This window comes from Paenibacillus sp. FSL H3-0310, from assembly GCF_038002785.1.
Taxonomy (GTDB): domain Bacteria; phylum Bacillota; class Bacilli; order Paenibacillales; family Paenibacillaceae; genus Paenibacillus_AQ; species Paenibacillus_AQ odorifer.
Window position 1 is genome coordinate 415,753 of the sequence record NZ_JBBODC010000003.1, and the last position, 13,704, is coordinate 429,456.

13 protein-coding genes are annotated in these 13,704 nt (G+C 42.0%); 9 read left to right on the plus strand and 4 right to left on the minus strand.

Translation table 11 applies throughout. The features are described from left to right. Positions 1 to 21 precede the first annotated feature (21 nt). From MHH63_RS27805 to MHH63_RS27815, 3 genes are all read left to right on the plus strand, one after another. Positions 22 to 900 (plus strand): carbohydrate ABC transporter permease, encoded by an 879-nt coding sequence (locus MHH63_RS27805; RefSeq protein WP_076138280.1) that lies wholly within the window; start codon positions 22 to 24, stop codon positions 898 to 900. A 53-nt stretch (positions 901 to 953) separates the two neighbouring features. Beyond that, on the plus strand, positions 954 to 1,850 hold the full coding sequence (locus MHH63_RS27810) for a carbohydrate ABC transporter permease (RefSeq protein WP_036675639.1): 897 nt from the start codon (positions 954 to 956) through the stop codon (positions 1,848 to 1,850). A gap of 104 nt (positions 1,851 to 1,954) precedes the next feature. Next, positions 1,955 to 2,914 carry a glycoside hydrolase family 43 protein gene (locus MHH63_RS27815; RefSeq protein ID WP_076184723.1) on the plus strand — a complete coding sequence of 320 codons (960 nt, stop codon included), beginning with the start codon at positions 1,955 to 1,957 and terminating at the stop codon, positions 2,912 to 2,914. Between the two features lie 334 nt (positions 2,915 to 3,248). On the opposite strand, the gene MHH63_RS27820 is transcribed toward MHH63_RS27815, so the two are convergent. Next, a complete protein-coding gene (locus tag MHH63_RS27820) occupies positions 3,249 to 4,061 on the minus strand; it encodes an ABC transporter permease subunit (protein ID WP_076281115.1) in 813 nt (270 codons plus the stop codon). Then, positions 4,061 to 4,945 carry an ABC transporter ATP-binding protein gene (locus MHH63_RS27825; protein WP_076192885.1) on the minus strand — a complete coding sequence of 295 codons (885 nt, stop codon included), beginning with the start codon at positions 4,943 to 4,945 and terminating at the stop codon, positions 4,061 to 4,063. Before MHH63_RS27825 ends, MHH63_RS27820 begins: the two co-directional genes overlap by 1 nt. 210 nt (positions 4,946 to 5,155) lie before the next feature. Here MHH63_RS27825 and MHH63_RS27830 point away from each other — a divergent pair, with 210 nt between their 5' ends. Beyond that, the gene (locus MHH63_RS27830) at positions 5,156 to 5,704 is read left to right on the plus strand and encodes a TetR/AcrR family transcriptional regulator (RefSeq protein WP_254848817.1); all 549 of its coding nucleotides are present in this window, start codon (positions 5,156 to 5,158) and stop codon (positions 5,702 to 5,704) included. Between the two features lie 37 nt (positions 5,705 to 5,741). Here MHH63_RS27830 and MHH63_RS27835 read toward each other — a convergent pair whose 3' ends face one another. Then, a complete protein-coding gene (locus tag MHH63_RS27835) occupies positions 5,742 to 7,238 on the minus strand; it encodes an amidase (protein WP_076281114.1) in 1,497 nt (498 codons plus the stop codon). A 148-nt stretch (positions 7,239 to 7,386) separates the two neighbouring features. Here MHH63_RS27835 and MHH63_RS27840 point away from each other — a divergent pair, with 148 nt between their 5' ends. Further along, positions 7,387 to 7,854, plus strand: a complete 468-nt coding sequence (locus MHH63_RS27840) for a MarR family winged helix-turn-helix transcriptional regulator (protein WP_076126284.1) — start codon at positions 7,387 to 7,389, stop codon at positions 7,852 to 7,854. Between the two features lie 74 nt (positions 7,855 to 7,928). Here MHH63_RS27840 and MHH63_RS27845 read toward each other — a convergent pair whose 3' ends face one another. Next, the gene (locus MHH63_RS27845; protein ID WP_076192880.1) at positions 7,929 to 9,560 is read right to left on the minus strand and encodes an MDR family MFS transporter; all 1,632 of its coding nucleotides are present in this window, start codon (positions 9,558 to 9,560) and stop codon (positions 7,929 to 7,931) included. Positions 9,561 to 9,777: 217 nt separating this feature from the next. Here MHH63_RS27845 and MHH63_RS27850 point away from each other — a divergent pair, with 217 nt between their 5' ends. The 4 genes from MHH63_RS27850 to MHH63_RS27865 all read left to right on the plus strand — a co-directional run bounded on the left by MHH63_RS27850 (position 9,778) and on the right by MHH63_RS27865 (position 13,499). Continuing rightward, complete coding sequence (locus MHH63_RS27850; protein WP_076134039.1) at positions 9,778 to 10,299, plus strand: MarR family winged helix-turn-helix transcriptional regulator; 522 nt, start codon at positions 9,778 to 9,780, stop codon at positions 10,297 to 10,299. Positions 10,300 to 10,368: 69 nt separating this feature from the next. Further along, positions 10,369 to 11,115 carry a metallophosphoesterase family protein gene (locus MHH63_RS27855; protein WP_341144020.1) on the plus strand — a complete coding sequence of 249 codons (747 nt, stop codon included), beginning with the start codon at positions 10,369 to 10,371 and terminating at the stop codon, positions 11,113 to 11,115. An 80-nt stretch (positions 11,116 to 11,195) separates the two neighbouring features. Then, the gene (locus MHH63_RS27860) at positions 11,196 to 12,233 is read left to right on the plus strand and encodes a helix-turn-helix domain-containing protein (RefSeq protein WP_248547700.1); all 1,038 of its coding nucleotides are present in this window, start codon (positions 11,196 to 11,198) and stop codon (positions 12,231 to 12,233) included. A 3-nt stretch (positions 12,234 to 12,236) separates the two neighbouring features. Next, the gene (locus tag MHH63_RS27865) at positions 12,237 to 13,499 is read left to right on the plus strand and encodes an FAD-dependent oxidoreductase (RefSeq protein ID WP_076184718.1); all 1,263 of its coding nucleotides are present in this window, start codon (positions 12,237 to 12,239) and stop codon (positions 13,497 to 13,499) included. Positions 13,500 to 13,704: the final 205 nt, after the last annotated feature.

Genomic DNA, 13,704 nt, shown 5'->3' on the forward strand with positions numbered 1-13,704 from the left:
CAAAAGGAGAAATGAATTCCTATGAAAAAGAAAATCAATTGGGCACCTGCTTTCTTTGTAGGTCCGCATGTCATTTTGTTTGCTGTCTTCATTTTATTGCCAACGATTTATGGGATTTATGCTTCATTTACAAAATGGAATTTGATGAGTGATCCGGTATGGGTAGGCTTTGATAACTATAAGGCTATTCTTTTTGACAACAGTTCAACCTTTCATACTCAATTTTTCAGAGGCCTAAAAAATACATTGATTTTCGTTGCTATGTCTGTTCCGTTGCTGATTATTATTCCATTAATGGTCGCGGTGGCGTTGGAACATAAAAAAGTTAAAATGAAGAGCTTAATTCAATCTATTCTTTATATTCCTGGCTTGATTTCAATTTCTGCGGCAGCACTGATTTGGCTGTTGATCTTTAATAAGCAACTTGGGATCACTGGTAATCTATTTGGATCACAAATTGCTTGGCCTGCAAATCAACCCTATGCGTGGATTATTATCATTGTAATTACTTTATGGGGTGGTATTGGGGGCAACATGATTATCTATCGTGCTTCCTTAAGTGGCGTTTCTCAAGAGTTATATGAATCGGCTGAGCTCGATGGTGCGGGTTCTATTAAAAAATTCACTAGTATTACCTTGCCATCTATTCGTTTTCCATTAATTTATACCTTTGTTATGACAACTGCGGGTGCCTTTAATGTATTCGGCCAACCGTTAATGATGACCGATGGCGGACCTCGACAAAGTACACACGTTCTAATGATGTATATTCGTCAATTAGCTTTCGGTAACGGTGAGTCCATCGCCGGGATGGCATCAGCTATGGCAGTTTTACTGGGATTAGTTATTTTGGTGATCTCAGCGCTGCAATATTTTGTAATGAACCGAAATGCTTCATAGGTTCGCAGAAACTAATTGACTAACAAGGAAATGGAAAAGGTAGGTGTACTAAAATGTCAAACCAGGCAGTAAATCCAGTTGTAAATACAACAGGCAAAATAAAAGGCTCCTCCAGTGTAAGTATTTCAAAATATATTTCCTATATATTTCTAGGTATCCTATGTGTGATTTGGATCATTCCTGTTATATTCGGGATTTCCACCTCATTTAGATCACAAACGGAAGTAGTATCCTCGGGCTTTAGACTATTTCCTAAAGAGTGGGTCTTTGAGAACTACGTTACAATCCTAAACAATACCTCTACAGCTCCAATTCTACGTTGGTTAGGTAACTCATTGTTTATTGCTACATCTCACACCATTCTGGTTGTTATTGTTATTTCGATTACAGGTTTTGGATACACCCGTATTAAGTTTAAAGGAAGAGACACATTGTTCTTTACTTTGCTGGGGATCTCCTTCTTCCCGGGTGTTGTTAACTTGATTCCTTCTTATAAAATCATTGACTCCTTTGGTTGGGTGAATACTTCCTGGGCTATGATTATCCCTGGTCTTGCGGGTATGGGTAATATCTTCTTGGTCAGACAGTTTATGAACGGTATCCCAAAAGAATTAGATGAATCGGCTAAAGTTGATGGTGCTAGTGACTTTAGAATTTTCGCGCAAATTATATTGCCGTTAGTTAAACCAATATTGATTGTTTGCGGATTGTTCTCCTTTACTGGATCTTGGAATGACTTCCTCTGGCCGGTTATTGTGTACACAGATGTAGACAAAATGCCAATTACCGCTGGTTTGCTCTTATTGCAAGATATCTACGGAAACTATCGTATGATCGGACAATTAATGGGCTCGGCAATCATGGCGATTATTCCAACATTGCTGCTATTCGTTTTTGCACAAAAATACTTTGTTCAATCCATCAACCTGAATTCGGGTATCAAAGGTTAGATCGAATGAATTTAAACTTAAATACACCTTGACTTCTTATAAGGAAGGGTGTGTTTTGGTGACCTGCAAATATAAAAAAAGAGATAAATATAGGAGTTGTCATTGTGAGAGAATTTAATGTGAAAAATCCACTAGTTGAGCAACGAGCAGATCCTTGGATCTATAAACATACTGACGGGTACTACTATTTCATAGCTTCAGTTCCAGAGTTCGATAGAATTGAGCTTCGCCGTTCTGAATCCATTCAAGGATTAGCTGAGGCTGAAGGGAAGACCATTTGGGTTAAGCATGAAACGGGCTTGATGAGTGCTAATATCTGGGCGCCAGAGATTCATTATATTGATGGGAAATGGTACGTGTATTATGCAGCTGCACATACCTCTGATACGAAAGATGGTTTATTTGATCATCGCATGTTTGCACTAGAAAACTCATCCGCAAATCCTTTAGAGGGTGAATGGGTCGAAAAGGGTCAAATAAAAACAAAATGGGAATCTTTTGCCTTGGATGCAACAACTTTTGAGCATAAAGGAGTTAGATATTACGTTTGGGCACAAAAAGATCCTGCTATCCCTGGCAATTCAAATATTTATATTTCCGAAATGGAGAACCCTTGGACACTAAAAGGCGAGCAGGTGTGCATCACCACTCCTGAATACGATTGGGAAAAAATCGGATTTTTGGTGAATGAAGGCGCAGCAATCCTTAAGCGTAATGGACGCATTTTCATGACTTTCTCAGCTAGTGCAACAGATCACAACTATTGTATGGGATTGTTGACTGCTGATGAGAATAGTGATTTGATGGATCCAAAATCATGGGTCAAGACACCTGAACCTGTGTTTACGACTTCTGAGGAAAACGGCCAATATGGTCCGGGACATAATAGTTTTACTGTCTCTGAGGATGGCACACAGGATATCCTTGTTTTCCATGCTAGAAGCTATAAGGAAATTGTCGGTGATCCGCTTTACGATCCGAATCGTCACGCACGTGTGCAAGTAATCCAGTGGAATGAAGACGGAACGCCAAACTTTGGTGTACCTAGACCGGATACGAAATAAAAAGGGATTTGTCGCATAAAACAACAGAGCAATGATTCTCCCAGAGGTGGAGAAACACTGCTCTGTTGTTTTTTATAAGAGTCATAGTTATAACCCTCCTGAGGCTTAAGGACTCAGCTGACGCTATTTGCAAATTTTTGGACATTTGAGCAAGGTTGCGGACCCCAGTGCAGCTATTCCTTTAGAAAAGGTTCATTTTTGCTGTTCTTCAAGCCAATAACGACTTTAGGGTCCGTTAGGTACGCAAATTTGTGATAAAGTTGCATTTAAGGTCAACGGTGTCCGATAGTTGCTTTGGGAATGCGTAAAAGCGAGTTGATCAAATGAGGTACTCTTATAATGGAAGATCCCGTCTTCTGAACAGCTCTACTCCCAAGGAAAAGGTGAACACTCCGATCAACAGCAGCCAACTGGAGACCTGAATAATCTCCACGTTGCCCTGAACGATTTCCCCGGGTTGATAGAAGGAGAATAAGGTTAGGAAACGCAGTCCTTCCAGTTTGTCGCTTATTTTACCGAGTAGATCCAGAGTGAAAAATCCGAAGGCGATGGCGCCGGAAATTCCGAGTGCTTTTTTCTCGTCATTACATACAGAGGACACGAGAAAGGTAAGGCCGCCTACCGCAAAAAACAATAAAAACGCCACGGTATTCAGCTGAGCGAAGCGACCACTGTTAAAGTCATATTCACTGCCAAGGAACCATGCTTTACCTAATAATCCGGCGAGGGTGGTTACACCCATAATTAAGAGTAATGCTGTAGTGAGAACAAGTGCCTGCGTGGTAGCGACTTTTCTCCGTGTAGTTGGGGCTATGAGCAGATAGGCCATGGAGCCGTGATCCACGAGTCGAGCCATAAGCTGCGTTGACATTTGCACACAAACTATGGATAGAATCAGAACTAGTATAAGTCCATAATATTCTCCGGAGATAAAAGCTTCTGCACTAGTAAAACCGCTATTTAGCCCAAAGGCTTTACCCACACCCTCTGGCATCGCCTTAATAAGGTCATCAATTGCTTGTGTACTCCCCGCAATCCCAGGATAAAGCCAGATCATAAACAGAATATAGAAGGCAGAACCAAAGGCGTAATTCAATATTCCTTTCAGGTTCACTCGCATCATTTCCTTATAGAGCGGAAGATTCATTACACTACCCCCTCGCGGTCATAATAGTCCATGAAGATGTCCTCCAGATTTTGCGTGAATACGTCGATGCTGCGGACATTGTATTTTCCAGTTTCCCGGATGAATCGGTCATAATTGCCCTGCACAGCTATGCGGACCCTATTTCCCTCGTGAGCTTCCACTTGTAGGCCGGAGGCGGCAAAATTCACTGCATCTTCACTATTCGCAAAAATGACCTCAAACAGCTTCCGTTGCATCGATTGCAGTTCATGAATATTTTTTACGGTGATAATCCGTCCGTCTTTGATAATTGCGGCGCGGTCACAGGTGCGTTCAATTTCTTGAAAGCTGTGTGAGGACATGAGAAAGGTAGTTCCGGCTGATTTTTCCTCCAGTACCAGATCAATAAATACCTTTTGCATGAGCGGGTCGAGACCCGAGGTAGGTTCATCCAGAATAATAACGTCAGGACTGTGCATAAAAGCAGCGACGATTCCGACCTTTTGCTTCATTCCCTTTGACATTTTTCGGATCGGAGTGGTGGCATCAAATTGCAAACGTTCAATCAGCTGCTCGCGTTTGGTAGTATTTTTGATTCCCTGCATGGCTGAGATAAATTTAAGGAAAGAAAGACCCGTCATCCCATCAAAAAAGTTGATTTCACCGGGTAAGTAGCCGATATGCTTCTGGACTGTCCCTTGTGCCTTCCATACATCAAGCCCATGGATACTCGCATGCCCTTGATCTGGTTTCATAAAACCCATGATATGCCGTATGGTCGTCGATTTACCCGCACCGTTAGGACCTAGAAATCCAAAAACCTCGCCTTTATTTACGGTAAATGTTACATCTTCGATTCCTTTGCCATTCGAAAATCGTTTAGTTAAGCCTTCTACTACCAGCATGCTGCCACCCCCGCCGCAAAATAATGAACTATTATGAATCAGATATTTCATATGTTATATTATTCCTAGTGGTTAATGAAGTCAATATAATTATGAAATAATTGAAATGGAATATTTCATTAAATTTGAATATGCATACTTAATAACGAAGTTAGGGTGGAAGCTATGAATGGATTTGAGAAGAGAGCAGCACAGATTAAACTCAAAATTATGAAAACTACCATGGAGATGCTCAAGAACTGGGAACCGAAACGTCTACGGATCGCTGATATTGCGAAAGAAGCAGGGGTCTCTCAGGTGACGATTTATAATTATTTTGGCAGTAAGGAAGCGCTGCTTAGTGAGTCTTTTAAGGACTTTGTTCAGAAGGAAATTCAGGAATTTGAAGATTACATTTATCAAGAGCATTCTCTAAAGGAGATTATTGGTTACATTCTAACCATGGAGAGGGAAACTTACAGCGGTTTATCTCCCGCAACTGTGAAGGAGCTTATGGTTGAGGATCAAGAAATGTTCCATTATATTGAGGAACGATATGCGAATGACATTTTGCCGGTGCTGGTGAAGATGGTCGAGGATGGGAAAGCGCGGGGAGAAATCTCAAATAAAGTATCCACCAAAGGGATACTTTCACTAATGGGGATGTATATGCGTAATGCGGGTGAACTTCTAGACGAAGCTAGCAAACAGGAAGATATGGATGCCTTCATCGAGGAAGCCATCCATATTTTCTTCTATGGCATTTGCGGGAAAGAGTAAGGGGAGCTTGAGCTGCGAGAGCATCACCCTTAATTGATCAGGTGAACAGCGGATTTCCAGTCATGCCGACCCAAAGAGCGGATTGTTCAAGCTGGGCAGCAAGCTGAAGCAATAAATCTTCACGGCCTTTGTTCGCCATGACTTGAACGCCTAGCGGAAGGCCATTTGCTGACTTATGGACGGGCACACTCATTGCAGGCTGGCCTGTCAGATTTGCGAGCTGTGTGAACGGTGTATAGGTTAGGCTTGACTCAAACATCTCGTAAATTAAGCGGCTCTGTTCTTCTTTTGGCAATTCGTTTACGTGCAGCAGCTTTGCTATCTCTGCAGGTTTATGCGTTAATTCACCAATTTTGGGAGCAGAGTTTGCATTCGTAGGTGTTATATATAAGTCGTAATGATTAAACAGTTCCGCCATTTGGGCGGCTGCAACGTCCCATTCATCCAGACTATGTACGAATTCGGCCGCTGAAACATTTTTTCCGGTCTCACCAAGGACCCACGTAATGATATCGACATCGTCAGCAGTTATGGAACGTCCCATATTTCTCTCCAGGGAGACGAACATCGCTGCTACCTCTCCGGCATTCATCGTATAGTAGTTCTCCATCAGTCTTGTGCCATTCACAGGACTTTCTATTTCTTCAACCGCATGTCCTTCAGCTTCGAGCCATTTCACGGTTTTGAGAACAGCATTTACGGCCTCTTCAGAGACAGGCGTACCTACTGGGGAAGCCGTCGTAAATCCAATTCGTAGTTTACGTTGCGTAGGCTTAAACAGATCATCCAGATATACGCCCGGGTATAACGGGGTCTGGAAGGCGGCTTCCGGCTGCACAACCTGCAGCAGATCTAACATAGCAGCGCTATCGCGAACGGACCGGGTTAAGGCAAAATCAATAGAAGCCCCTTGCCATTGACGGCCGACTCCGGGTCCTACTGGTGTGCGCCCGCGCGTGGGTTTAAGTCCGAATAGGCCTGTGAATGAGGCGGGAATACGGATGGACCCACCACCATCACTGGCTCCCGCTACTGGAACAATACCAGAAGCTACAGCCGCCGCGGCTCCGCCACTTGAACCTCCAGGAGAATATTCGAGATTCCAAGGATTACGAGCAGGGCCATGGAGGACATTCTCTGTAATGTTTTTTAAGCCGAACTCGGGTGTATTCGTATGTCCAAGTGGAATAAAGCCGGCTTTCCTAATCCGTGCAACATAATTTGAATCCCACCGTGCGACATTGTTCTTCATCAGCATAGCCCCACAAGTGATGGGCTCGCCAGCGATAGATTGGGAAATATCTTTTAATAGAAACGGAACGCCAGCAAACGGCCGAGTGTTATCCTGAACAGGCATCTCGTCGGCTTCTCTAAGAGCAGCTTCACGACGGGTGCGCACCACCGCATTTATGACTGGATTGACCTCATCTAACCGAGCAAAGGCGGCTTCGACCAGCTCACAAGGTGAAATTTCACGTGCTTTGACAAGTGAAGCAAGTCCTAGAGCGTCATAGGTAGAGTAAGAAAAGGACAAATTAGATACCCACTTTCAATTTAGGATGATTATTATATTATACATCCCATTAGTTATTTTTTGAAAATGGGTAATCTGACATCTATCAATTCTTTTTTACGTCATATTAGGCTATACTTAGTGTTAAATGATTTTATGGGGTGTACTGATGAACGAAGAGAAATATCAGAATGTGGATGGTTTAATGGAGGCTTTCCAACAATTCGCTAGAATGAACTGGCGTAAAACCACGATTTGGGGCTTGAAGCCAAGTGAGGTCCGGATGTTGGTTTCTTTAAAGCTTGGTAAAGAACGGGAAGGGAAGAAGGGACAGACGGTTTCGGAGATTAGCAAGTTTCTGAAAGTCACCTCTCCTACGGTTACCCAAATGCTCAATAGTCTGATTGCACAAGGATATGTGGTGCGTACTTCTGATGCACAGGATCGCCGAGTTAGTGAGATCACGCTTACGGAAAAAGGGGAGCATCTGGCTGAGATGGCTGTAACGAAATCCCGGAATACCTTTAAAGGTATGATCGATTACATGGGCAAAGAACAGACGGATACGTTAATGGAGCTGTTAAACGGAGTCTATGTTTACTTCGAAGAATTGAACGATCAACCAAACGAATCCTAGCCCTTCCTATAAAAAAAGAGATGCCGCACAGCCTAAGCTGTTTACGGACATCTCTAATGTAAGGTTATTTGTGATTAATGTGCAGCAGGCACAGATTTTTCGAGTTTTTTACTCCCGTTTTTATCCTCTGCGTGTGTCTCCATTTTTTTCTCTCCACTACGTAATGGAATCTCTTTAAGGAACAGAACGAGCAGTGCTGCGATAACTAACAGCGCCGTACCACTTAAGAACACAACTGTCAGGGAATCGCTTAGTGCGTTCCGCAGCATCTCAATCAATTGATTGAAGAGCGGCTGAATTTGCTCTGGCAGTGTTGCATGCAATTCTTTAAGCTTAGGCTGATCTAGCAGCATTTGAGGATTCATAAAGGCAGAAAGCTGTTTAGCGGATTCAGGATCAAGTTTGGATAAATCCGGACCTTTGCCAGAGGACACCGCTGCCTCTAATTTTTTCGTTAATGAGGAGTTCATAATGGTACCCATGATGGCAATACCTATGGTTCCACCTAAATTACGGAATAAAGTATTTGTAGCAGTAGCAACACCTAGCATTGAAGGCGCTACAGCATTTTGTACGGTTAGTGTAAATACAGGCATCGATAGTCCTAACCCAACCCCGAAGATAATCATGCTGACTACAGCCGTAGCAATGTTACTCATAAAGGCCATTAATATCATGGCTACAACCATGAATGGCATCCCCATTAGAGCATAACGTTTATATTTTCCTGTTTTGGAGATCCATCTTCCCACTAAAGTACTTAGTACAATCATAGTAAGTGACATTGGCATATTGATAAAACCAGATTTAGTTGGGGAGACGCCCTCTACCCCTTGCACGAAGAAAGGCAGGTAGATCATTGCGCCCATCATACCGGCATTCATCAGGAAGCCGACAATCATTGAGATGGATACGATGGAATTTTTAAATAAGGATAATGGCAATACTGGGCTTTTAGCTTTACGTTCAATCAGAATCAGGATAATCAGACCCAGAATGGAAGCCCCAAACAAGCCTAGAATCTCCGGAGAACCCCAGTCATATTTTGTTCCCGCCCATGAAAAGCCCAGCAGGAGCGCAACGATGGTCAGGGAAAGGAAAATGGAGCCTAAGTAGTCGATGGACTCAGATGTAGAACGCGTTGTTTTAGGGAACATTTTCAAAATCATAAAGAAGGCCACGATCCCGAAAGGTAAGAAGATCCAGAAGATCCATTTCCAAGCCATGTGATCTACCATGAATCCGCCAAGGGTAGGACCAATTACGCTGGAGAAACCAAATATCGCCATCATAATTCCAGTCCACTTGGCTCTCTCTCTTGGAGCGAACAAATCACCTACAGCGGTTACGGTAGCCGACATTAGAATCCCGCCGCCTAGACCTTGTATCCCGCGATAAGTGATCATTTGAAAAATGTTGGTCGACAATCCGGATAGGAAAGCACCTATAATAAAAATGACAATCCCTGATAACAGGAAGGGCTTTCTTCCGTAAATATCGGATAACTTACCGACAAGTACGGTAGCAATGGTTGAGGTGAGCATATAGATGGTAATTACCCAGGTATAATGTTCAATACCTCCAAGCATCGCAATAATTCGGGGCATTGCTGTGCCCACAATCGTCTGGTTGATTGCTGCGAAAAACATAGCCGCCATTAAAGCAATCATAATTGTAACTTTCTTTTTCTGAGTGAGATGCTCCAGAGCAGTTCCTCTCCTTTAACTTCTATATATTGTAGTTTGGGAATTCATGTCGTAATAATTAGGTAGCCAAACTATCATTTATGTATAATACACAAATTCATCAATTAGCACAACAGGTTAATTATTAAATTTTAATTTAAAGAGAATTTGAATTTGACTTGATTTTTTGGGAATAGGTAAGTAATCTAATTAGATTGAGGTATATTGGAGGTGCCCTATGGATACCCATGACAATCAAGAGCAGAAGCTGATCATAGCCCTTGAAAATATAAAGCGTCTGACTGCTCGCCCCTACTCGATTGATGTAGTATCGTATAGAGAGTTTGTTATGATGTACGTCATTCACACTGTTATGAAGCAAAAGAAAGCGGCTGAAGGTGACAAACAGCACCGGGGAGTTATGATTTCTAAATTAAGTGACCTGCTCCAGATAAGTAGACCTACTGCTACGCAAATGGCAAATACTTTGGAGGAAAAAGGTTACGTAGTGCGTACAACATCCGATACAGATCGTCGGGTCGTATATATCTGTCTGAGTGAGCTTGGAGAGCAGATTTATAGCAGGCAGATGGCATCCTATTCCGGCATTTTGAGTGAAATCACGCAAAAGGTCGGTAAGGAAGAGATCGACCAGCTGATCTTTTTGTGCGATCGTTTTCAAGAAGCGGTGCATGAGGTCAGAAGCCGTCATTTTTTTCCACAGTCGGATGAGGAGCCATTAGTTATAGATTCAGTATAGAAAGCCCAACATCAAAAGATATTCCTGCAGACCTGCGGGAACATCTTTTTTTGCATCTTAGAGCAAGGAGTGATTATCATCAGAATATTAGCAATTAGTGACATTCACGGAAGTTATGTAGAATTCAATGCCCTATTATCAAAAGTGAATTATCGCCCGGCGGAGGATAAGCTTATTTTAATGGGAGATTATGTGGATAGAGGTCTGGACAGTAAAGGAATTGTGGAGCAAGTGATGACTCTGCAGCAAGAATGTGGAGCGATAGTTCTCAAAGGAAATCACGATAAAATGGCTTGCGATGCGCTCACCAGCGAAGATGATAAATTGGATACCCATTGGCTAACTAACGGCGGATTTCATACACTGATGAGTTATTGCGAGGCGGGCTACGAAGGTTTGCAGAAGGATTTTGGCTGGAAGGATTATATGCAGCTAAAAGAAAAAATTAGGCGGGACTATAGACATCATATAGACTTTCTGAGCACATTGCCGCTTTATCATGAGACGGAAGAACATATTTTTGTTCATGCAGGCATTAATCCATTAATAGAGGATTGGAAACAGCAGGACCCTTATGATTTTATCTGGATTAGAGACCCCTTTTATAAGAATCCGGTAGTTAGCACTAACAAAACGGTTGTTTTCGGTCATACTTCGACGATGGATCTGCATGATTCAGAAGAAATCTGGTTTAGTCCACTGGGAGATAAAATTGGGATAGATGGCGGCTGTGCATATGGCCAACGACTAAATTGCTTGGAGATTTCCGCAGGGAAATACATAACGCATTTTGTTCGGAATGGTGAGACGCTTTGAGCGTTCTCCCATTTTTTTTAGAATAGTAATGAATTAAACGTTAACTATGTATAAAATAAAGATAGGAGGGGTGCAAATAGGTGAATGCGAACAACAAATATCATATCCTCATGCAAGGGGCCATCAGCAAGAATGTGAGCGAAACCTGTAAGGAGTTTGGCATTTCCCGGACGATCTATTATAAGTGGTCTAAAGCTTATCAACAACATGGAATGGATGGACTTGGGGAGAAGAAAAGAAAGCCAGTAATGCCTAATAAAGTAGATAAGAGAACGGAAAGATTGATCTTGGAGTACGTCGCCAGATTTCCTGAGGATGGGCCTAAACGCATCTTTTATGAACTGCAAGATGAAGGTATGCAAATAGGGGAATCCGGTATTTATAATGTACTACGTCGAAACGGACTAAATAAACGAATAGAACGTGAAGCTTACGCCAATCAAATCAAAGCAAAGAAGAGGAATGGCGCACAACCCACTCACACTAAAGGATTTAAAGAGAAACGGAAAATACTAGATTATAAGATGAAGAATCCGATAAATGCTCATCCCGGGTATATGTGTCAGCAGAGTATTAGCTATTTGGGAGTTTTCCCGAGGGTCGGAAAGGTATATCAATATGTAATTTATGATGCCTACTCCAGACTAGGTCTAGTTAAGCTATACAATCGGAAATCTACCATTCATTTTATAGATTTTATGCATCTGAAAGTTCTCCCATTGATGAAGACATTAGATTTTCATATCGATAATCTGGTTACGAACAAAAGCCGTGAATTCATTACGAACTGGGACAGAGGAAAACATAAATATAGTGAATTTTTACATAAGAACAATATTAATCAAGTAGCTATAACGGTAGACCAAACAGAGATATTTCAGCCCTTGCAGCAATTTGCGGCGGTGTTGACCAAAGAATTCTACCAGCAGGCTTGGGTAGATGATACGATAGATTCTTTTGAAATTTTAGAAAAGCGCTTACATGAATACTTGAGAACCTACAACTTCAACAGGCAAATTACAGACGGACCTAATCAAGGTAAAATACCATCGGATGTCGCACTTGCCTATACGGGACAACGAGAAACTTTGCCATTATGGTTATTTACAAGGAGATAACGGATGATGACAAACACGAAGAATAAAGACCGAATTGGAATCATCGGTGCAGGGATTTCTGGGGTTACGGCTGCTTATGAATTAGCGAAAAAAGGATATACCAACATTACCCTCATGGAGAAGTCGGATAGAGTAGGAGGAAAGTGTCATTCTATTGAGTACAAAGGAAAAAGTTATGAAATGGGGACGCTAATCGGCCTGCCTACCTATAAACATACGATGGATTTTATGAGAGATTTTGATCTTATGGATAGGGGACCATTGTTAGAACGTGGATTTTTTGATAATAATGGGAGAAAAACTTCACAAATTCCCATGGAGCAGATAGAGGCGTTTACACAAGAATTCAAACGATTGCCGGATATTCTAAAACGCTATGAGTCTCTCCAAGAACCGGGTTTTCTCCACTTACCGCCAGATTTATGTCAGCCATTTTCGCAGTGGTGTGTAGAGAATAAGCTGTCTGTCCTTGAGCAGGTCTACATGCATTATTTTAATACTTTTGGATTCGGTGGTATCCATAATGTTCCCGCTGCATATGTGCTGAAATTTCTAAGCTATGATAATCTGTTGTCGTTTATTGAAATTACTCATATGATAACCTGGCCTAAGGGTGTTACTGAGCTGATTAGACGAATGGCCGACCAAGTAAACGATCTACGCCTGACTTGTGAAGTGCTTTTTATGGAGCAAGAACAAGATGGGCAGGTTCGAGTAGAGACGAGTCAGGACATCTTTTATTTTGACAAGGTCATTTATACAGCAGCTTTAGAGCAAATGGGCGATACAGTTAGCCTGTCAAGTGAGGACAAAACTTTATTAGCGAATATAACCTATGAATGGTTTAGGGTATATGCGTATAGAGTGAAGGGGTTGCCGGAGCTTTCTGGCTATATCCCCCGGAATATGTACCCTGAACGTAAAGGGCATATGATGGCATGGTACTATCGGTGGGCAGATATGGGAACTACGGATCTAGTTACGGTTTATGTAGCAGAGAATGAAGCTATGACTGATCTGGAAATGCGAGAGACGGTAGAAAATAAACTTCGCGAGCTGGGCGGAGAGAGCATTCGACTATATATGATGAAGCGTTGGAGGCATTTCCCACATGTGGATTCTAATGCGCTACATGAGGGATTTTATGAACGGGTTGATCAGATGCAGGGGAAAAACAATATCTATTTAGCTGGAGAAATCATGAACTTCCCTACACTTGAGAATTGTATTATATACGCGAAACACTTGGTTGAACGATTCTTTTGAATAACATTAAAGAGGAACCTTGTCCACAAAGAAATTTGTCGACAAGGTTTTTTTACATTCAAGTTAGGTTTGCAGTATATAGTTCTAAAGACATGTATTCTAATAGATTTCTCAGAAGAAAGGTAGAAAGTTTGGCGAATTCTAGTGCTGGGGTTGTGTAAACTCAACTTGAAATGAAACTAAAAAAACACTGATAAATCAACGT

Coding starts and splice junctions, on each gene's coding strand:
- MHH63_RS27805 (WP_076138280.1), top strand. CDS start 22: ATGAAAAAGAAAATCAATTGGGCACCTGCTTTCTTTGTAGGTCCGCAT.
- MHH63_RS27810 (WP_036675639.1), top strand. CDS start 954: ATGTCAAACCAGGCAGTAAATCCAGTTGTAAATACAACAGGCAAAATA.
- MHH63_RS27820 (WP_076281115.1), bottom strand. CDS start 4,061: ATGAATCTTCCGCTCTATAAGGAAATGATGCGAGTGAACCTGAAAGGA.
- MHH63_RS27825 (WP_076192885.1), bottom strand. CDS start 4,945: ATGCTGGTAGTAGAAGGCTTAACTAAACGATTTTCGAATGGCAAAGGA.
- MHH63_RS27830 (WP_254848817.1), top strand. CDS start 5,156: ATGAAAACTACCATGGAGATGCTCAAGAACTGGGAACCGAAACGTCTA.
- MHH63_RS27840 (WP_076126284.1), top strand. CDS start 7,387: ATGAACGAAGAGAAATATCAGAATGTGGATGGTTTAATGGAGGCTTTC.
- MHH63_RS27850 (WP_076134039.1), top strand. CDS start 9,778: ATGGATACCCATGACAATCAAGAGCAGAAGCTGATCATAGCCCTTGAA.
- MHH63_RS27865 (WP_076184718.1), top strand. CDS start 12,237: ATGATGACAAACACGAAGAATAAAGACCGAATTGGAATCATCGGTGCA.